This window comes from Novipirellula artificiosorum (genome assembly GCF_007860135.1).
GTDB classification, from domain to species: Bacteria; Planctomycetota; Planctomycetia; order Pirellulales; family Pirellulaceae; genus Novipirellula_A; species Novipirellula_A artificiosorum.
In genome coordinates this window covers 100,225-122,104 of record NZ_SJPV01000012.1, presented here as the reverse complement: position 1 = coordinate 122,104, position 21,880 = coordinate 100,225, and the positions used below count along the sequence as shown (strand labels likewise).

General features: G+C 53.8%; 12 protein-coding genes. All 12 read left to right on the top strand.

Annotation, left to right across the window (positions count from 1 at the left end):
• Nucleotides 1–70 precede the first annotated feature (70 nt).
• The 12 genes from Poly41_RS26000 to Poly41_RS25945 all read left to right on the top strand — a co-directional run bounded on the left by Poly41_RS26000 (nt 71) and on the right by Poly41_RS25945 (nt 21,734).
• A complete protein-coding gene (locus Poly41_RS26000; protein ID WP_146530291.1) occupies nt 71–1,537 on the top strand; it encodes an arylsulfatase in 1,467 nt (488 codons plus the stop codon).
• Between the two features lie 155 nt (nt 1,538–1,692).
• Nucleotides 1,693–6,147, top strand: coding sequence for a glycosyl hydrolase family 95 catalytic domain-containing protein (locus tag Poly41_RS35535; RefSeq protein WP_315853747.1), 4,455 nt, complete (start codon nt 1,693–1,695; stop codon nt 6,145–6,147).
• Entirely contained in the window at nt 6,144–6,329 is a 186-nt protein-coding gene (locus Poly41_RS34380; RefSeq protein WP_197231638.1) for a hypothetical protein, read from the top strand. Before Poly41_RS35535 ends, Poly41_RS34380 begins: the two co-directional genes overlap by 4 nt.
• Nucleotides 6,330–6,500: 171 nt before the next feature.
• Nucleotides 6,501–8,765, top strand: a complete 2,265-nt coding sequence (locus Poly41_RS25985) for a right-handed parallel beta-helix repeat-containing protein (protein ID WP_231615948.1) — start codon at nt 6,501–6,503, stop codon at nt 8,763–8,765.
• A gap of 108 nt (nt 8,766–8,873) precedes the next feature.
• Nucleotides 8,874–11,402, top strand: a complete 2,529-nt coding sequence (locus tag Poly41_RS25980; RefSeq protein WP_146530290.1) for a glycoside hydrolase family 95 protein — start codon at nt 8,874–8,876, stop codon at nt 11,400–11,402.
• Nucleotides 11,403–11,516: 114 nt separating this feature from the next.
• The gene (locus Poly41_RS25975) at nt 11,517–13,358 is read left to right on the top strand and encodes a glycoside hydrolase family 97 protein (protein ID WP_146530289.1); all 1,842 of its coding nucleotides are present in this window, start codon (nt 11,517–11,519) and stop codon (nt 13,356–13,358) included.
• A 216-nt stretch (nt 13,359–13,574) separates the two neighbouring features.
• Entirely contained in the window at nt 13,575–14,999 is a 1,425-nt protein-coding gene (locus Poly41_RS25970; protein WP_146530288.1) for a sulfatase, read from the top strand.
• 11 nt (nt 15,000–15,010) lie between these two features.
• Nucleotides 15,011–16,198 (top strand): putative glycoside hydrolase, encoded by a 1,188-nt coding sequence (locus Poly41_RS25965; protein WP_146530287.1) that lies wholly within the window; start codon nt 15,011–15,013, stop codon nt 16,196–16,198.
• 53 nt (nt 16,199–16,251) lie between these two features.
• Nucleotides 16,252–17,319: a glycoside hydrolase family protein gene (locus tag Poly41_RS25960; RefSeq protein WP_146530286.1), complete on the top strand. Its 1,068-nt coding sequence runs from the start codon at nt 16,252–16,254 to the stop codon at nt 17,317–17,319.
• 140 nt (nt 17,320–17,459) lie between these two features.
• Entirely contained in the window at nt 17,460–19,136 is a 1,677-nt protein-coding gene (locus tag Poly41_RS25955) for an alpha-L-fucosidase (RefSeq protein WP_197231637.1), read from the top strand.
• Between the two features lie 17 nt (nt 19,137–19,153).
• Nucleotides 19,154–21,562, top strand: a complete 2,409-nt coding sequence (locus tag Poly41_RS25950) for an alpha-L-fucosidase (protein WP_146530284.1) — start codon at nt 19,154–19,156, stop codon at nt 21,560–21,562.
• Nucleotides 21,555–21,734, top strand: coding sequence for a hypothetical protein (locus Poly41_RS25945; protein ID WP_146530283.1), 180 nt, complete (start codon nt 21,555–21,557; stop codon nt 21,732–21,734). Before Poly41_RS25950 ends, Poly41_RS25945 begins: the two co-directional genes overlap by 8 nt.
• Nucleotides 21,735–21,880: the final 146 nt, after the last annotated feature.

Sequence of the window (21,880 nt, the reverse complement as noted above, 5' to 3'; positions counted from 1 at the left end):
ACCTGCTGGAAAGTCCGCATCACCAAGAAAAAAAGTAACGCACATACCACATCTAGCTGTCAAACAACACATGAAATCAATCCTCACTATCTTCCTTCTGCTCGCCTGCGCTCGTCTCGCGGAAGCACAATCCATCATGGGCAGTCGCCCGAATATCGTGCTCGTCATGACCGACGATCAAGGGATGGGCGATCTTTCTTGTATGGGAAACCAAGTCGTCAAGACTCCGCACATCGATCACTTTTATGAGCATGCAACGCGTTTCACCGACTTTCAAGTCAGCCCGACATGCGCGCCAACCCGAGCCGCACTGATGAGCGGACGTGTTCCGTTTAAGAACGGCGTGACACACACGATCATGCAGCGAGAGCGGATGGCGCTGAGTACTTTTACGATGCCGCAAGCATTGCAGAATGCCGGTTACAACACAGGGATCTTTGGCAAGTGGCACCTGGGTGACGAGGAAGCCTATCTGCCCGGCAGCCGTGGCTTCGACGAAGTCCTGATTCATGGCTCCGGCGGAATTGGACAGGTTACGCTGGGTGATTTCCCGCCCAACAAGGAAAACGTCTATTTCGACAACGTGCTGCTGCACAACGACACGATTGTGCAGACCCAGGGCTTCTGCACGGATCTGTTTTTTCAATCCGGTTTGGCTTGGATCAAGGAACAACATGAAGCCGGCAATCCGTACTTCGCCTACATCGCGCTGAACGCTCCGCACGCGCCGCTGGTCGCGCCGGAGAAATACACGAAGCGGTTCTTGAATCTTGGCTGGGACGAAGGAACGGCAGGTCGCTACGGCATGATCGAAAACATCGACGACAATTTCGGTCGCTTGATGGAAAAACTTGACCAGTGGGACGCACTCGACAACACGCTGATCATTTTCATGACCGACAACGGGGCGACTCATTTGAGCGGCAAGTTGAACGGCAAGAGGGTCAAGCACTTCAACGCCAACCTGATGGGTGGCAAGAATTCGCCTTACGAAGGCGGTTCGCACGTCCCCGCGTTCTGGTATTGGAAAGGCGTGTTGGGAGAAGGCGTCGACATCAACGCGCTGGCGGCCCACATCGATCTGTACCCGACGTTTTGCGATCTGGCGGGCGCGAAGTTGCCTGAGGATGTGCAAAAGTTCGACGGGCGGTCACTTTTGCCTTTGTTGAAAGATCCCAAGGCAGCGTGGGCCGATCGCGAACTGTTCTTCCATTGCGGTCGTTGGCCGACGGGTGATCAGAAAAAGTTCAAGTTCCTAAAGTGCGCTGTCCGGACCGATCGCTGGCGTTTCGTCAACAACGAAAAACTCTACGACATTTCTGCCGATCCTGGTGAGACGACGGATGTTGCCGACTCGAATCCTGAGGTCGTTGGCAATTTGCGCAAGTCCTACGACGTTTGGTGGACGTCATTGACTCCGCTGTTGGTCAACGAAAACCTCCCCAAGGTCAAGCCGACGGATCAGCCACTGGCGATCCGCTACCACAAGCAACTTGAAGAAAAGGGGATCCCAGAATGGGCACCTGAAGGAATCTGATCGCGATCCAGATCTCCCCCATTCCGAAGTGACATTTAGGTTGATTGCCGATGGGTGCGACGTGATTCACGAAATGAATTTGAAACGCAGTCCGTTGACGCCAGGCAGAAAACGAAGCCGCACGAAGACATCCAAATCGATTGAGAAAGAAAACCATGCGACCGCATAATCAAATGATTGTTCATGCCATCTTACTTTCAATGGCATGGGTCCCTGCGGCGACTGCGGACGAAGCTAAAACGGTGACGTCTGTGGTCGTATCCGATGTCGACTATAAAACGTTTCTCTCTCAGCACGATATGGTTTGGGACCGGATTCCCAACCGCTGGGAAGTAGCACCCTACTCAGGGAACGGCAATGTGGGTTTCTTGTTCTATCAAGCTCAAGGCGGAGCGAAGAATGTGATTTCGATTTATACGGGACGCCATGACTACTATGATCATCGCGCGCCGCATGATGGAAACGAATTGTTGTGGATCTATCGAAGCCGCCTGCCGCTGGGCCATTTCAACCTGACTTCCGAAGGCGACATCACCGACGTCGATCTGCGGCTGGACCTGTGGGACGCGGAACTGACCGGAACCGTTAAGACGACCCAAGGTTCCTATGCCCTGCGTGGCCTTTCTCACAGTTTGCACGACGTGATCTATTTCGAGACGGATGCGGATCGCGAGTCGATTGCAATCTCATGGCACCCGGATATTCCAAAGGCACCAGTACGCACAACTCTGGATGGCGGCGGCGGGCCTAAGGGCGGTAGTTGGGACAAGATGCGCAAAGCCCCTTACGAATTGCCACCGCAGCCGACCGTGAGCGAAAAGGACGGCATGCATTTCTGTTTTCAGCCCTTGTATCAAAACCGGGGCGAAACAACGACGGGCTGGAAGGCCCAGGGGAAGTCAACCGGAAAACAGATCCTGCTGGCCAGCGTCCATCACAGCTTTCCAGAGCAAGACAGCATGGAACGGGTGACGGGCAATTTGCAGAAAGCCAGCTCGCTACTTTCTAACGACACGTTCTTGTCCACGCACCGCAAATGGTGGAACGAATATTATCCGCTCAGCTTCTTGACCATCAATGATCCAGAGAAGGAAGCCTTCTACTGGATTCAGATGTACAAGTTCGCGTCGGCCACCCGCGGCAACGGTCCGGTGATGGATCTGATGGGCCCGTGGTATCACAAGACCTTTTGGCCGATGGTCTGGGGCGACTTGAATGTGGAGCTACAGTATTGGACGCACCTGACAGCCAACCGGTTGGATGTCGGCTCCTCCCTGTGCAACTGGTTCGACAAACATGAGGCGCAGTTGTTTAAGAACGTGCCAAAGCACTGGAAAGAAAGCGCCGGTCTGGCCACGTTATTTCCACAAGATCTAGTGGCAAGCCAGGGCGCGACCGTGCCGGACATGCTCTGCTGGATCCTTCACGACTACTGGCTACACTGTCGGTTCGCAGGTGACCGCGAGCGGTTGCGCGACGGACTGTTCTCCAAATTGCGCGGCGTTGGAAACAGTTATCTGAACTACGTGCGAGATAATCCGGTTTCATCTGGCGACGGAAAGATACACATTAAGAACAGCTGGTCGCCTGAGTATCCGGGTGGTCGCGGGCAGGATATCAATTTCACGATCGGGCTGATGAAATGGTGTTTCCAGACCCTGCTCGACATCAACGACGAGCATAACCTCAACGATCCGCTGGCTGACGAGTGGCAGAACATCATTGACAATCTCGTTGACTTCCAGATCGATGAAGACGGCTTGCGCATCGGCAAGGATGTTCCCTTCGACAAGCCCCACCGTCACTATTCCCACCTGCTGCCTTTCTATCCGCTGGCTGTCCTGACTCCGGATACCCCGGAAGGCAAGCAGCTGATGCGATTGTCGCTGGATCGCTGGTTGGACGTGACGTTCAACAGCAGAATCAAAGTGGATGCGATGCCCGTGACTGGCTATACCGCAACGGGTGCGGCGTCGATGTATGCGTGGCTAGGTGATTCGGATCAGGCGTATCACTATCTCGACTACTTGATCAAGCACGACCGCGTATCCCCAACGACGATGTACGCCGAGGGGAATCCAGTGATCGAAAGCCCGCTTTCATTCGCCACCTGCATTCACGACATGTTGCTGCAAAGCTGGGGCGGAGTTCTGCGTGTCTTTCCCGCGGCACCGAAACTGTGGGGTGATGTTGCCTTTAAGGATTTGCGCGGGCAAGGAGCCTTCCTGGTTAGTGCCAAAAAGCGGGCGGAGGTGACTCAATTTGTGACGGTGAAGAGTTTGATCGGTTCGCCTTGCGTGGTATGGACGGACATTTCTAACCCGAAAATCACAATCGATGGATCCACGGCAAAGCTTAAAGCCGGAAAGGACGGCAGCTATGAAGTCCCACTCAATAAGGGGCAGAGCGTCACATTCGCGCAGGTTGCTTTGAGGCAGGTTGATTTAACGATCAAGCCGATTCCAGTCTCCGAGGCGGACCGCAATCTGTTCGGTTTGAACGAAAAGACCACCCGCCTGCCGGGCCATCAGCACTATTACAAAGAGTCGACTGCTGGCTCTGTCCGGGAACCGTCGACTGGTTCGTCACCGAGAATTGTTGAGCGCGAAGCTCTGCCAACCGGGCGATATGTCCGCATCGAACTGCCCGGCGAGCAACGCACTCTTTCGCTGGCTGAGGTCGAAGTGTTCGCGGGCGGCAAGAACGTGGCACTCAATGGGAAGGCGACACAGTCCACCATCGTGTATGGCGGTGCGGCAGAGCGGGCTGTCGATGGCAACACGGACGGCGACTACAACAATTACTCGGTGACCCATACCGAGCCCGATGGCACGAACCCTTGGTGGGAAGTCGACCTAAGCACTAGCGTTGAGATCGACTCGATTCGCGTTCACAACCGAACGGGAAACTCAACTCGACTGGAGGGATTTACCGTTCGCATCCTCGATGAAAACCGGAAGTCGGTGTACGCAAAAGAAAAATGTGCCGCACGTACCATCACTGAGTTTACAAACGCTTCGAGCCAAACTTCATCGTTAGCGGCGCGGCGCATGCCGCCCAGTGTGTCACCTGAGCGCTCGCGCCCGGCCGCTAGGAAGGACGAGGGAAACGCCTGGAGCGTCCACAGTCAGGCGGACTGGGAACAGAATGTCGGAACTCAAACCAGTATCGAAATCAAAAACGGAATGGCTTCGCCAACTGCGAAAACCGCGACATTCCAAAGCGTTCTGAAACGCTTCGACAACAAGAAGAAGGCGAAGTCGATTGTCCTCCGTCAGTCACCCATTTGGGAGAACTGGGAACCGGCCGGAGATATCGGTCCCGGATGTACTTTTGATTCACCGGTTTTCCTTAGTTTGGGTCCGAAAAACTATTGGATGTTTGCGCGACATCACGCTGCCATGGAAAAAAATACGTGGGATTCGTCCCAAGGAGCGTTTGTTCCGAAGTCCGTTCGTTTAGACGGCTTCGATGTTCCGTTGGAGACCACGGCGATGCCGAACCAGTTCCGCGCGCCCGGTGGAAATAAAGGAAGTCTGGGCGGCTATCATGCTTGGGAGAGTCGCGACATGGTCAATTGGGTACACCACGGACCGATCACCGACAAAGAGTCGGGATGGATGACCACTGCGGAGTACGCCGATGGCCAAGCCTATTTTTACTATGACTTTCCCAACGATCAGGATCCGCATCTGATCATTGATGACGACCTGACCGATGGCGAGGTCGGCGAAAAAATGGGAATGGCATTTGAAGATCCGTCGCATGGTTCCGATTGCGGTTTCATTCGCGATTTGGAAGGGAACTTTCACGTGATCTACGAGGACTGGAGTCCGATTCATGCCAACAGCCATTCGTTCGATTCTCCGCTGGCCGGCCATGCGGTCAGCAAAGACGGGAAGGGCGGCTTCAAGATTCTCGCACCTGCGGTAGACGAGCGCACCAATCCGACCGGCGTGATCAAAACCTACAAACACCCCCACTGGGTCAAAGAGTCTCCCGAGCGTTTTAAATCGGACATCGGCAAATACGAAGTTCATGAACCGGAACAGAATGCCTACGGCGACTGGGCATCAATCTGTATTGGCGGACAGTATTACCTGTTTGGCGACTATGATCCTGCCGGATCCCATGGCACCAAAGGAAGCAAGATGAGTGTCGGCTGGTTCACGTCATCGAGTCTGGATGAGCAGTTTGAGTTTTGCGGGAACGTTGGGCAGGGGCATCCCGATCCGGATATTTGCTTTGCCGAAGGACGTTTCTGGTTGGCAACCCAGCCGGAAAATGACTTCGTGAGTCCCGGCCCGTGGGTGGAGCACGTCGAAGTGCGTGTCGGCGTGGACACGGACAACGATGCGAAGATCGACAGGTGGACCGACTGGCAGGAAGTCAAAGAGAGCTACGACTACATAACCGGATTCGCCAAGCAGGTTGCTAGAATGCCGGCAGAAATGGATCTCAGCGCTCTGCAAGCCGGTTACGGCTTCCAGTACGAAATGAAAATCACCGACGCGACAGAGAACAAGTCCAAGCCCATCATTGATGAAGTCTCGGTGACCTTTCAATCGTTGCCTGAGTCTCTGGAATTTGGCGAGGAACAATCACGATGACGACAATCTACGCGGCAGCCATTCTGCTCATGCTCATGCAGGTTTGTGTTGCCGATGACACGAGGCCGGATACCTACGGTCCATCTTCTGATGCAATCATTGCTGTTGCGCCGAAGTCTCTTGAGACCGGGGCCGTTAAAGTGAATGCAAGGAGGGAGGAGTGTTTGATGAGAATGCATTGATCAAACGGGACACCCTGGGCCACGTCGTGAGTCCTGGTCGCTGAAGACGCCGACGTTCGCCAATGGTAAGCTGTGTAACATCGCACTGGCAAAATGTGGATCTGTGGCGGTCGGCAGTGAGTGAAATTGAACTGATCTGCGAAGTAGCAACACAAGAAGGGGGAGTGTTCGATGAAAACTAGACTCAAATGTTCTTGGTCAAGGTGGAACGTTCTTCAATGGCTTTCAATGTTGGTTGTCCTTGCCGTTCCGGGGGAAGGCTTTGCCATGGACATCTATGTGTCCGTTGATGGAGATGCTCAGGCAGATGGTAGCCTGGCGAAACCCTACGGATCCCTGCCGGATGCGGTGGAAGCGGTGAGAACCTTACGCAACGCAGGCAATACAGAGTCTGCAGTGATTCACCTTCGCGGAGGACGCCATCAATTAAGCCAAACCTTGATTCTGAGGAGGGAAGATGGAGCTCGCACGACATCGGATGCTGCGATGCTTGAGCAGTACGGTGCCGGTATCCCGACAGACCCAGCGTTCCTAACTTTTGCTGCCTATCCCGGTGAGCATCCGGTCGTCAGTGGGGGCGTACCCGTTACGGGTTGGAAGCGATTGGAATCAGCGCCTACTGATTTGCCCGCTCAATCGGTTGCCAAGGTTTGGGTGGCTGACATGCCCAAAGGGTTGAACCGATTCTCTACGCTCTACGACAGCCAACGTCGTCTGAACCGCGCCAGGAATGACGGATTTGCCTACGCCAAGCAAGGCAATGCGAGGACACTTCACTTCCCCGAAGGAGCCTTGAGGAACTGGGACAATTTGAAGGATGTTGAGATCCAGGTGAGACCCGGTCGAGCGTGGGCGATCAATATGCTTCCGCTTGAATCTGTAGATGAGGACTCGTGCGTTGCAACAACCGGCGCTTCTGCGACCTACCCCATGGGGCCGTTGCCGGGATATCTTCACGACCCAGAAGCCTCCGTCGTATGGGTTGAGAATATTCTCGAGGCGCTAAACGAGCCTGGGGAATGGGTGGTCAATACCGAAACGCGAAAGATCTATCTGTGGCCTTCTGATCCAGCCCCCGATGGATCGCCACGAGGAATCCTTGCGCCAACGACGACGGAGTTGATTCGGGTTGAGGGAGAAATCGATTATGAGGGTCCAACGGATACGCCCGTCCGAGGCATCGCGTTTTCTGGGCTGACCTTTTCCCACGCGGATCGCTGGGCATGGAAAAGCGATGAAGGTCGTGTGGGTTGGGGCATGCAGCACGACTGGGATATGTTCGATCGTCCCACCGCGCTGCTTCGATTCCGCGGTGCCGAAGACTGTCAGGTGACCAATTGTAAGTTTGTCAATTCCGGTGGTTCGGGTTTGCGCATGGACCTGCACGCGCAACGCAATCGCGTCGTTGATTCTGAATTTGCACATTTGGGCGAGGCGGGGATTCTGCTGGCGGGTTATGGTCCTGGCACGAAAGACGTCAACCACCACAACGACATCGTTAACAACCACATCCATCACTTCAGCGAGATTACCTGGCATTCTCCGGGACTTTGGGCCTGGCAAAGTGGCCACAATCGGATGGTCCACAATGAATTGCACCACAGTGGCTATTCAGCGGTGCTCATCACCACTCGCGTCGAACCTGATCGGAGTCTGAATGGGGAGGGCGGCAGAACGATCCGCCGGCATGAGATTGCGGCCGAGGATAGAAACCGACAGCGCGGTGGATACGAGGGCTGGAAAACGCGTGAGAAGTACAACCATGCCCGACACAATCTTTTTGAATACAACGAGATTTCGCACGCGGTTCAATTGCTCTCGGATGGAAATGGCATCTATGTGTCGGGAACAGGGACGGGCAATCTTGTTCGCTACAACTACCTGCATGACAACGTGGCGAACTCGCTGCCGGCAGCCATCCGTTGTGATGACGATCAACATGAGACGCTCATCTATGGCAATGTGCTCTACAACAACGCGGGTTTCTCTGCGGGAATCGCCTCGAAGGGTGTCAACGACATCATCAACAATTTCATTGTCGATCCCGCTGTCGTACCGGGGAGTGGATACATCAGCTTTGAATGGGTTCCGGTTACGGGTTCAAAAGTGCGTCGCAATATCGTTGTTTCCCATCCTGAAGGAGGCAAGGCCCATAACGAGCGGCCCAGAGGCAAAGACAATGGCGGACGTCCTTCGCCCAAGCTCATCGAAACGGACATGGACAACAATCTCTACTACCATCCAACCGATTCGCATTGGATGGATGAGCATCTGCTTAAGATGCGGGCGGTCGGCAAAGAGAAGGAAAGTCTCGTCGGCGATCCTCTCTTTGTGGATCCAGCGGGTGGCGATTTCAGTTTCCGGCCCGGCAGTCCTGCCTTGACATTGGGGATTGAGCCGCTGGATGTATCAAAAATGGGACGCCTGGGTGATTAGCTGGACAGCGCCATGTCGTGAGCGTCAAGAGTTGGTAGCGCTCCAATCGTCGCACATCAGTGACCAAAAAGAATGATATGACGCTGTCATAGAAGGGGAGAAGGAAATATGAAGATAGAAGAAAGTATCAAGAGGCTGACTGCGATCCTCGTCATTGCACTCTGCTCGTTCCGCTCGGGATTGGCAGAGGATGGCTCGGTTTTGCACTACGACCGTCCGATCGCAGAGAATCTAAAGCGGCTTGATCACACGAATCCCAGAGCTCAGACCAATGCGCGTTTCATGGGCGAGGCCCTGCCTTTGGGAAACGGTCGCTTCGGCGCGATGTTTTCGGGTCATGTCGATTCCGAGTACCTGGTATTTAATGACATTACGCTGTGGATGAATTCGACGCGCGGAGAGAGTGAGTTGAAGCAATCGGGCTCGCCGGCGAATGGCAAGGATTATCTGGAGTTGGTCCGGGCCGCCTGCCGCGAGGGAAAGTATGGCACCGGGGAAGGATCCATCGAAGCTCTGGGGACCCAGTATCTCGCTACCCAACAGCGTTTGGGCAATTTCGCACCGTTCGCTGATCTTGAAATACGAACCGGACATGATCCAAGCGCCGCGGACAACTACCATCGGGCCTTGGATCTTTCGACGGGGGTTGCAAGTGTTCGCTACAGGGTTGGAGACGTAAAGTACTCTCGCGAATACTTCTGCAGCCATCCGCAGGATTTGTTTGTTGCTCGCTTCTCGGCGGACGGCGGTAAAATGGACTTGGTGCTGGAGGCCCGAACGGCTCACAAAGAAAGCACGATTGAAGCCAACGGTCGGGAGATTCAGTTGCGCGGATTTGCCAACATGGATCAAGAAGACATGGCGTTTATGCAAGCCGTGCGTGTTGTGGCCAGCGATGCGGAGGTGGAAGCGAAAGCGGACGGCACATTGCGAGTCACTGGAGCGACCGAAGTCGTTCTGTACGTAGCTGGCTATACGGACTACCTGCCGAATTTCCCCGAATTCAAAGGACGCGATTTTGCAGGCGATACGCTGCTCGCCCTACAACAGGCTGAGGAACTGGGCTACAGGGCGTTGAAGCAAAAACATGTCTCGGACGTGCAGTCGCTGATGCAGCGTGTTCAGCTCGATCTTGGTGTTGCGCCATCGAGGCTGCCAACGGATAGGCTCATCAAACAAGGTGATCCGAGAGAAGTTCAAAAGCTCTACTTCGATTTCGCACGCTATCTGCAGATCTGCACTTCACGCGATGCTCCTGTACCTTCTAACTTGCAGGGGCTGTGGAATTCGATGCTGACCCCTCCGTGGAATAGCGACTATCACCACGATATTAATGTCCAGATGAACTACTGGATGGTTGAAACGGCGAACCTACCCGAGAGCTTCTCTCCATTTGTGGAGTGGACGAAGGTACTCGCGGAATCCGGCAGGCATACGGCATGGGGAACCTTTGGAGTGAAGAAGGGGTGGACGGTAGGCCTTAATGGAAACATCTTTGGTTTCACGGCTCAGAATCCACATGGACGCCGCCTTCAGCAGGGCGGCCACTGGTTGGCTCAACATCTGTTCGAGCACTATGCCTTTAGCAAGGACCGCGTTTATCTCGAAGAGGTTTACCCGATTCTAAAAGGTGCTGCGGAGTTCTTCTTCGAACATCTTGCTCCCTGGAAGGATGGCACGTTGGTGATCTATCCCACTTGGTCGCCAGAGAACTTTTTCCTGAAGAAAGAGTTTGGAGAATTGAACAAGCAGTCCTGGGGCGCGAGCTATGACCAGCAATTGCTGGTGAACCTGTTCACCGATTGCATTGAGGCATCCATTGTTCTGGACCGAGACCCAGAATTTCGCCAAACCTTACGAGATTTCCTACCGAAACTGTCACCTCAGAAAATCAATTCGCACGGACAGCTTCAAGAGTGGCCGGAAGATTGGGATGATCCCGAGGGGACCCATCGCCACCTTTCTCACCTGATTGCCCTTCACCCAGGACGCGACTTCTCTCCTTTAGTGACTCCCAAGCTGGCCGAGGCCTGCGAAACCGTGCTCAAGGTGCGCGTTGGCCAGGGCGGATGGAAGGGCGCTTGGCGAGCTGCTTGTTGGGCTCGCCTGCGCAACGGAGACGAGGCGTTGAAGTACTATGTAGACTTGGTCTCTGGTTCGGCCAATCCTAACCTCCTCAACGGTAGCCGCTTTCAGATTGACGGCAACTTTGGCGGCGGTGCGGCGATTCCTGAGATGTTGTTGCAGAGCCACCTCCGTAGTATTGATCCACAGGCGGATACCCTTGCGGCGGCTGCTTATGTTCCGTATCGAGAAGACCTTGAGCGGCCGAACCAGTTTGTTGCTGAGGTGCCACCCGATCGTCTGGCCAACGCGGCTTCCATTCTGGATCTGCTTCCCGCGCTACCCTCGTCCTGGCCGAATGGCCACGTGAAGGGCCTGCGGGCCAGAGGCGGCTTCGAGGTGGATATCGCATGGGATCAGGGCCAGTTGACCACTGCAGCCATCCGGGCCACCTGCGACGGACGGTTCCGTCTTTATGCTGAAGGTCAGTTGAGCAGGGAAATCACGTTGAAAAAGGATCAGACAACTACCTACGCCGAGTGCTTCTCAAACAAGGAAACGTTGCAAAGATAAGCACGAAGCGCAAGCGAGTGGGTTTTGGCGTAGCTGATTCTCTCGCTTGCGTTTCGAGCTTATATGAAGATGGAAGTGGCGCTGTCGACCTAGAAAGAGAAGCAGAAACTTAAAATGACCAACTATGCAGCCATTGCGATAGGGATCTTATTGGCAGTTGCGAACTTGTTTGCAGCGCCCGTGACGGTTCAGTCTCCGGATGGCCAGGTTTCGGCATCAATGGAACTGAAAGACGGAACGCTCTTCTATTCGGTTTCCAAGGGTGGAACGCCAGTTGTCGGTTCTTCCAAGTTGGAGATTGTTTCGGGCGCGGAAATGGCAGTGGGTGATCATTCGATACGCGAGAACGATACGAGTTGGAATCCGGTCTGGGGGAGGTTCAGCACCATCCGCGATCACCATCGCGAACTGACCCTTTCGCTGACGGCGGACGGTACGCCGGTGAAACTGCTTTGCCGCGTGTTTGATACGGGTGTTGGGTTCCGTTTTGTCTTGTCGGGAGAATCCAGAGGCCAGGAGATTGCATTTTCGAGTGCCTGCAATGTGGTCGGTGATGTCCAATATTATTCTCCTGAAGGGGAAAAGGGCGTCAGCGGCCCCGCGAGTCTCGATGAGATAGAGACGATCCAGGTTCCGTTGGTCATTGAGCATCCGGATGGTCGTTCGCTTGCGTTGCTGGAATCTGACTTGTACTCCGCAACCGGATTCGAGGCGATGGAGATCATTCATGATATGGAGACGAAGAAGCCTATTTCGTCGAGTACCGCCGTTTCGAGTGGTGAGGGGCACGTGACGCCTTGGCGGGTGCTGCTGCTAGGCGAAACCATGGGTGATTTGCTGGTCAATACCGCCGTGTTGAATTTGGCAGCGCCGTGTCAACTCGATGATGTCAGTTGGATCAAACCAGGCAAAGGGATTTGGGACTGGCGAATCCGTGGATACAGAAGCGATAACTTCAGGTATAGCCTCAATGAGCAGACCTTACTGCACCTGATTGACTTCGTTGCAGAGCAGGGATTCGAATGGTTGAATATCGATGCCGGCTGGTCCAAAAGACAAGCAAGCCTTGAAAGGGTATTCGTTCATGCCAAAGAGAAGGGCATCAAACTCATGCTCTATTATGACGTAAGAAACAGTGTCTTTATCGAAGAGGATCAACTATTCGGGCACTATGCAGGGCTGGGCGCTTCCGGAATCAAACATGGAATCATAAGAAATGATGCGGCGTTCACTCGGTATGCGATCAGAGAGGCTGCGGAGAACAAGTTACTCATCAGTTTTCATGATCGCCCTTGTCCTATGGCTGGGGCTGAACGAACGATGCCCAATTTGATCACCTACGAATATTGCCATGCGCAGCAGGATGCCAGGCGTGCCTTTACGCCCGAGACATTTATCAAGATGGCAATGGTGAACGCGCTGGTCGCTCCACTTGATCAGGCGAACGGCAACTTCGGGATCAATAGCATCAATGCGGGTCAGCGAAGCTTGGGGCCGAGAGAGCGGAACAGCTATATCTCAACCGTTGTGAGTGAAGTCGCCCGTACTCTGGTCAGCTATTCGGGGCTGGTTCTTCTTCCCGACGCACCGGAGGAATATTTGAAGAAAGCCGACCTGTTTGAATACCTCAAAGCCATGCCAGCGACGTGGGATGACACTCGTGTGCTGCAGGCGAGAATTGGCGAGACCATCAGCATAGCACGTCGCTCAGGAGATCATTGGTTTGTCGGAACGGTCAACAATCAACAGGCCCGAACCCTTCAGCTTAGATTAAATTTTCTGAAACCCGGAATTACCTATGAGGCGACCCTCTACCAGGATGCGTCGGATGCACACGGGGTCGAAAACCCGGAAGCGTATGTCATTTCCACCGCAACTCGAAAACACGGCGATGTGGTTCCGGCCGAAATGGCTGTAGCAGGCGGGCATGCCATGATCCTTCGTCCGGTTCGATAACTTGACATTTACCGTTGTGCCAAAAACCTAACTGGACAGCGCCACTTGATGGGCGATTTGGCGTAATTTGCCGAATCAATCTCAGACTGAGCGGCAAGATGCTTGCCGCCGGTGTTTCATGGACATCACCGGCGGCTAATGCCTTGCCGCTCACAAAGTGGCGCGGGCCAGCTAAGATAGGCGTCATCAGAGTTTGAAAGCGAAAGTGCGGAGAAGATGAAGAATATGACCTGTTTGGCTTTAACGATATTTATTGCTTTAGGATTCGGCGTTGCAGATACGGAAGCGGCGAGCGACCTACAACAGGTGCAACGCAGACCAAATATCATTTTCGTATTGGCCGACGACATGGCCTGGGCTGACGTGGGCTACAACGGCCAGAGGAATTTCGAGACTCCACACATTGACCAGTTGGCGGCTGATGGCATGCGATTTCATCACGCTTATTCTGGCGCCTCGGTCTGCTCGCCGTCACGGGCCTGTCTGATCTCCGGCATGTATTCGCCGAGGCACAATATCTTTCATCCAGGAAACCGTGCCCGCGGTAAACTTGAATACATGAAGTTAGCCGTTCCGAACCGGGTGGTGAAGAATGAGACTTACGATTGGTTTGCAGCGATTGGCGACCTGGCTCCTGATGTCAATTCGCTGGCCAAAGTCCTAAAACCTGCTGGTTATTCGTCAGCGCGATACGGCAAGTGGCATGTCGGCCGCGATGAGCAGGGCTTTGACATCAGCATCGATGTCCGAAACGGCTGGAGGGACAAGGACTCTGCGAAGAAGTTGACCGATGCAGGGATCGAGTTCATGCGTGAAAGCAAGGACCGTCCATTTTTCCTTTATGTATCCCATCATGAAGTGCACAAACCTCTGGTGGCTGACCCGGGAATCGTCAAAAAGTATCAGGTGAAGAAAGAGCGGACAGGCGGTGATTTTAAGCCGGTGTATGCGGCGATGATGGAAGCGGTTGATACGTCTGTCGGACGGCTGCGGGCCGAGTTGCGCACGCTGGGACTTGAGGACAAGACCCTGTTTATTTTCTCTTCTGACAATGGCGGCTATCCAGACGCCACAAGCAACCTGCCTCTGCATGGTTACAAGGGTACTCTGTTTGAAGGAGGAATTCGCATCCCAACCTGTATGGCGTGGCCAAACAGGATTCATCCTGGATCGACCTGCGAGACTCCGATTACTTTTGTGGACTATCTTCCCACGTTTGCGGAGCTCGCCGGGACGTCGCTGGGGCAAAGTAAATATCCCGTCGATGGAGTTTCTCTGCTTCCATTAATGATGGGTAAAGCCATTTCTGATCGAGCCATTTTCTGGCACTTCCCGCTCTATGCGGATCTCGATCACGGAGTTGCCCCGGGAAGCTTTCCGGTTTTTGGCACGGAACGTCCGTATTGGCGCGGTGTTCCGGCAACCGTGATTCGTCGAGGGAAATACAAACTGCTTTACTACTACGAGGACCAGTCAGTCAAGTTGTTCGACGTGGTAAGGGATCAAGGTGAATCGAAGGATCTTTCCGCTAAGCAGCCAGAAATCGCCGCGAGATTATTGGCAGAGTTGAAGGAGTGGACGGCGGACGTCGATGCCCCCGTTCCGGACAGAATCAATCCGGTGTTTAACCCACCTAAATAGAGAGAACTCAAATGTTTTACTCAGGACTTCCGCGATTCGTATTGCTTTTGCTTGCAGCTTCATCGGTTGTAACAGCCGAGGATTCACCAAGCTCGCAAGCGCCGAGTTCTTTGCTGAACAGTGATGGAAGTCGCTTCGTACCCAAGGACTTCTATCCCAAATTTAGTTGGGAGACCACGCCACGCTACTTCATGTTCGGAGACAAGAATCGTGTGCTGAGTCCAGAGCAGGTTCGGTTCATCGCCGAGCAAACGGATTTTCTCTGCATTGAGAAATCACATGGCATGGAGCAACTCGGAACCGCTGAACTGGGGGCCAAGCATGAAGCCGCGGCCTTCAAGAAGGTCAAGCCCGACATGAAGGTGTTGTTCTACTTCAACGCCGCCTATGCCTGGCCCTACACCTCGTACAACCACGATTTCACTAGGGAACGGATCGAAGCACATCCCGAGCTCAAAGAGTTCCTGATCGTCCACCCCACGACGGGAAAGCTGGCCGATCGATACGGCGCTTTCTGCTACGACGTCTTGAACCCCGACTTCCGCGAGTGGTGGGTGGAAACGGTGGCCAAAGGTGTAAGGGACACCGGCTGCGATGGCGCCTTCATTGATCAAATGCACGGCTCCGTTACTCTTCGTAAAGAGAAGGGGGCAGAAATCGAAAAGGCCATGGGCGAGATGATGAGCGCACTCAAGCAGAGGATGGGCGCTGACAAACTCTTACTCGCGAACAATGCGTACAGCGACGACGCAAAGTATGTCTATCCCGTCAGCGACGCGGTTATGTTTGAAAACTATGCGACCGTGAAATCCAGCAAGGAAAGCCTGTTGGCCGAGTGGGGACATATGCTGAGGAATGCTAAGGATGGAAAGATTTCCGTATTCCGCCTTGGCGTCGAGGGGACAGGCCGAAGGAACCTGAAACCGAATATGCCGGAGCTCTCCCAGGAGAAGGCGGAGTTCGCTCTGGCTTGCTATCTGATCGGAGCACAGCCCTATTCGTATTTCATGTACAGTTGGGGGTGGAAGCTGTCATCCGGTGCGTTGGTCGACTATTCCTTATTCAAAAAACCGCTCGGACCCCCCAAGGGTGCTTACCAGCGAACGACACCCAATGGCTGGGAGTTCACCCGTGAGTTTGAGCATGCCAGCGTTTGGGTGAATACCGAAACAAGAGATGTTAAAATCACTTGGCGATAACCATCACGGAGAACGCTGAACATGAAATTAATCAGAAACATGAGGCCTACCGAATGATGACGATGAACATTGCTTTTGCCGTTAAGCCACCTCTGCATTTGGGAAGATCGATACTCTGCCTGCTGCTACTGGTTCCTGCCTCTCTCTCCTGGGGCGACGAGCCGATTAAGGAATCCGGCTTTGGAAAGTCGCTCGTTCCCGGGAAGTTCATTTTGCTGGCTAAGGATGGCTGGTGGAACTGGGGGATGGCGCCCATCTATGACGAGCAGGGCCAACTGCACATCTTCAATTCATCGATTCCCTACAAGGGCGCGAGAGGGATGGGATACTGGCAGTCAAAGAGCATCATCAATCACTATGTGGCGGATTCCGTTGAAGGACCGTATAAGTTGCTCGGCACCCTGTTTTCAAGTGACCAGCGGACGTATCACAACCCGCAAATTTCGAAGGTCGGAGATACTTACGTGCTCGTATTCTTATGGAAGTCGGTGGAGAAAGGCAGCTTGCAGTCGATCGGGATCGCGACGGCCAAATCGCTGGACGGGCCGTGGACCGAGAATCCCAACAATCCGATCATTCGGCCGACACCGGGAACGCCTAATGCGGCGCATGCCTCCAACCCCAGCTTCCTGGTCGACCGGGAAGGAAAATTCAGGATCTACTACAAGTCCATGTCGGAGGGATCACGGTTCAGAGAGATTTCCGTTGCCATCGCGGACAAGATCGATGGGCCGTACGTGGATTGTCCTGAGAATCCTTTGATCAGCTACAAGGACATGCAGCGTGACATCGAAGATCCCTACGCGTTCTTCTACCGCGACACCTATTACATGATCACGGAAGACCGCATGGATGTCGCAAGCGTGCTCAGTGGCAAGCCGTCGGAAAACGCAAAGCCAGGAGGGAATCGACCTGGGCTGTTATTCAAGTCCACCGATGGCATTCACTGGGGGCGTCCCGAATTCAGCTACAATACGGATGCCCACTATTTCGGAAAGGAACTCTCGCGCTCGGAACGCCCCCATATCCTCTGGAAGCACGGAAAACCGGAATACCTATTCCTCGCCAATCACGGTAGCCGCGAGGCGGGATTCTATCTCAAGATTGACAATTGGAATTAGACCGAAAAGGAAGACTCATGAAGATGAAAACACTCACGCTGTTTGCATGTCTCGGCGGGTTGATGCTGCCTAGCATCGTGGGGGCTCAAACACCAACCGTCGAAGATCGGATGCAGTGGTTTCAAGACGCAAAGTTCGGAATGTTTATCCACTTTGGCGTCGACAAGAAGAGCGAGTTTAACCCCGTCGATTTTGATGCCGGCCAGTGGGTGCGTGTTGCCAAGCAAGGGGGGATGAAATATATCGTCTTAACCACCAAGCATCATGCTGGGTTCTGTCTCTGGGACTCTGAACTCACCGACTGGAATGTCGTTGATCAAACCCCATTGAAGCGTGACATCGTCAAGGATTTGGCCGCAGCCTGTAAGGCCGAGGGTCTTGAGATGGGCTGCTACTATTCGATTGCAGACTATCATCATCCCCTTTACGAACCCAAATATCAAAACAGGCCCGAGAGACGAAGGGGGACAGTTCCAGGTGCAGATATTAGGAAGTATATCGACTTCATGTTCGGACAGCTCGAAGAACTATGTGAGCTCTATCAGCCTTGCCTAATCTGGTTTGATGGAGGAAGCGGATTCAGACATCCTGATAACAAGCCCCTGCTTCGCCGACAAGAGTTGGTGGATATGCTGCACTCCTATGGAACCATCTCCAATAGCAGATTGGGCGATGATGATCGTCTGCAGATCGTTGATTACTTGAGCATGAATGACAACCTGGCTCCCATGTTCAATCTGGGGGTCTACTTTGAATCGGCCGTGACCATGGGGGATTCCTGGCACTATCGAGCCAATGAAGAATTGAAGTCTCCCCAAGCCCTCCTGGAACGCCTTGTCAATGCTGCAGGAAATGGCGGAAATCTATTGTTGAATGTAGGGCCTGATCATGAAGGCGTCATTCCAGAGGCGATGCAGACAAGAATCAAGACAATGGGAGATTGGCTGAATAGAAATGGCGAAGCGATCTATGGAACCGAGGCCGGCCCCTACCCCTATGAAATAAGCTGGGGAACGATTACTCAACGTAAGAATGAAGACAGCACCAGCCTTTATCTGAACGTGGTTGACTGGCCAAAAGACGGAAAGTTCACGCTGTTTGGAGTGGACAATGATGTAAAGAGTGCGGCTCTTCTTGCTACGGGCGAAGCGATTGAATACCAATCGGAGATTAACGATTCTACGGGGCACAAGATCATCATGCTGAGTGTTCCCGAGGATGCACCCGATGAATATGTCTCCGTGATCAAGCTTGTTGTCGCTGGGGACGTGTCCATGGATCCAACCTTCATGCAGCTGAGTGATGGCAAGGTTGTGATGGGTACCTACAACGCAAACATCCATGACCTGGAAACCGTTGCCGGCAAACCCTCCAATGCAAAGGACATGAAAATGTACACTGTCCCGGCGAAAGGCATTGGAATCATGCCAGCCAGAGGACTAACCGTTGCCGGCTTTCAAACCAAGGGGCAGGCTTTGAGTTGGGAATTAGAAGTGTATAGGCCGGGGACCTATGAAGTCGTCGTTGTCTGCCATGCCGGCCGGAACCAGAGCTGGGATGTTGAAGGGAGCGTGCGGGCCATAGTTTCCGGTCAATCGGTTGAGAATCGATTGATCGAAGACAAACGCGTTGCAACTCCTGCCATGGACCCGGGGGTAGTGGATTTGCATTGCGTCTTAGGCACCGTCGAGATCGAATCGGCAGGCACGCATACACTTTCCCTGGAGGTCGCTTCCGATTTCACCGGTGCGAAACCTAAGTTCCGAGCAGTCATGCTGGTGCCCGTAGCTCAAGAGAACTCGATCCGTATTGAATGAATCAGTGAGGCAAGACAATGAATATGGAATGTAGAGTGATCCTCCGTGGCGTACTGCTGTCAACGGTGTTGGCATGGAGTGTGACGACGTTTGTTGGTGCTCAGGAGCCGGAAACGACTGCACCGTCTGGCAAGGTCTTCCAGTTGGCTGCGGATGAGGTAACGGCCATGATCGCTTCAAGTGGATCATTGTCCGGCAATGCGAAGCGTCACTTCCGAAGTGGTAATGTGGTGCACGGTTTTGAGTCTCCGCAAGATACGGTGACCTGGACGGTCGATGTTCCGAAGGAAGAGGATTACGTGGTCGATGTGCTGTTCAGCAAGCGGGAGCAGACGCAACTGGAAGTGAGTTCAGGGGACTCTGTTTTGACGGCCCCGTCGATGGTCAGGACCTGGGAGCATCGCCCCTTTTTCTGGCGTCAGCAACTACCTGGTACCTTGCATTTAAAGGCCGGTGTGAACCAGATCACCCTCCGCCTGCCTGATGCAAAACCTGCGTCGGCGTCGGCGGGAACTAACGTCAGAAGTTCCTCGCGTTTCGGTCAAGGGGTGACCGAGGAATTCCACCTGTTTTCCATTGAACTGGGGACAGCCGCTGTGCGTCAGGGGCAAGTGGAACGTGCCAAGGCGATTCGGGGCGATGTCTCGTGGATGGTCGATGGGAAGTACGGCATCTTCGTCCACTGGTCGTCTCAAAGCCGTGGATTCAACATCGATGAAAAGAGAGCCGATTGGTTTCAGAAGTCAGTGGAGATGTTCGATGTGGAGGTTTTTGCTGATGCCATCGAGCGCACGGGTGCCGCGTGGATCACCTTTACCGCGACGCACCAGGGATTCTATTGGCCCGGCCCCAACGCAGCCATCGACAATGTTGCACCAGGACGCACCTCCGAACGCGATTTACTGGGTGAAATCATTGATGCGCTGGACCAGCGGGGCATTCGCACCCTGTTCTATCTGCATACCGGCTACAACGGATACGACCCCGAGGTGTGGCGGGAGGCGCTGGGCGCCAAGGATGCGGACACCAAACGCTTCAATGACAATATCGAGGCGATCCTCCGCGATTGCAGCCTACGCTATGGCAAGAAGCTGATGGGATTCGGTTATATGGATGGTGCATTGGCCTGGGACTATCCTCTGGGGCCATCCTGGGAAGGCTGGGCCCGCGCGATCAAGGCGGGCAATCCCAAGGCGGTGGTGGGACTGAGTTCGAACCGGGGCCCGACGGTCAGCCCGTTCAGCGAATTGGCCGTCACCGATGGCGGCAGCGAGCTGCTTCAAGTCGATCCCCAGCTCATCGGACCCGGTAAGCAATTGGGTGATGTCACGTCGGCATGGTGGTGCCTGATGGACCAGGGCGGTTGGTTCCAAAATCGACCCATGAATGGCCGCCACGGCCCCGGACCGGTTCATTCGACACAGGAGTATGTTGACTTCTTCAAACGGATGGCAGAGGCCAAGATTCCCGTGACCATCAACCTGATCCTGACCGCTGATGTGACGGACGACCATCCGATCTTTAACCCCGAGTGCATGGCGGTCATGGACGAAGTCCGCAAGGCCATTCGTGGTAAGGGAAGCTCACAGGACCTCATCCAGGATGATTTGGTCCTCGATCTCAATGCCGATACCGGTTTGATCCTTGAGGATGGCAACATGGTCACCAGCTGGACGAACCAGGCTCCCAATCCAGAAGCGATCGAATTCAAGTCCACTGAGGAGGGACGCACTCAGACGATCATCTCACAGGAAGAATTAGGCACAGGCCGTCCAACCCTTTTGAAAAACCGTCGTGAGATCAATGGGCACAACAGCCTCCTTTTTAGAGAAGATGAATTGATCAACGATCATGATGAGGCTTTTCATGGAATGATGACCGGAGCCGGATATACATGGTTCGCGGTGATTAAGCCATATAAACAGGGCGGACCAGGAAAGATCAACTCCGGATATCCAAACGCCTTTTTCGGATGTCTTCGGAATTCGGGGAAGCCTCAATTGGAAACGGGACAATACGCAGGATTCTGGGGCTCCTTCTATCCCGATGGCAGAGTCTACATGGGATCTCGAAATGGACTGAATGAGAAGGTTCGTGATGGTGTGAATACGCCTGAGGTAGCAGGTCCACCGCCCTCGTTGAACGAGTGGCACATCGTCATGGGCAGGCAGGGCTCAGGAACGGGAGTCGTTCCATTAGAACTCTTTGTCGACGATCCATCTGAAGCCGTCAATTCCAGTGATTTTCCTGTGGGAAACGTAGAGCCCAGCCGTATGGCTATCGGCACCGAAAGGAATGCAATCAATCATCAGGGAAAGGAATCCTTCGATGGTGAATTAGCTCGGCTGCTGATGTATGCAACAGCTCTGAACCAACAAGAGATGGAAGCGGTTTATGACTATTTACGGAAGGTGTATTTTGATTAATTCACAAGCACGACTGCGAATTGGTTTGGCCGTCTTCCTGCTTGCTCCCGCAGCCGAACGCTTACAAACACTGAGAGCCAAGCAGGTGAAAGAAGGGCGAGGTGTCTCGGTCGAATTCACCACGCCAGGTTCAGTTTCCCGCGAACAGGTATTTGCTGTGGAACTACGTTAATACGAGAGAGAGACGGTATGCCTTCTGTTTGGAGAGGAGTAGCACTTAATTGGATCCGATGGCACTAGCCGCGGGTTTCAAGCAGGAAACGCCACTATTCAAGCGTCTAGCCGCTCAGTCCGAGATTGATTCGCAAAATTTCGGTA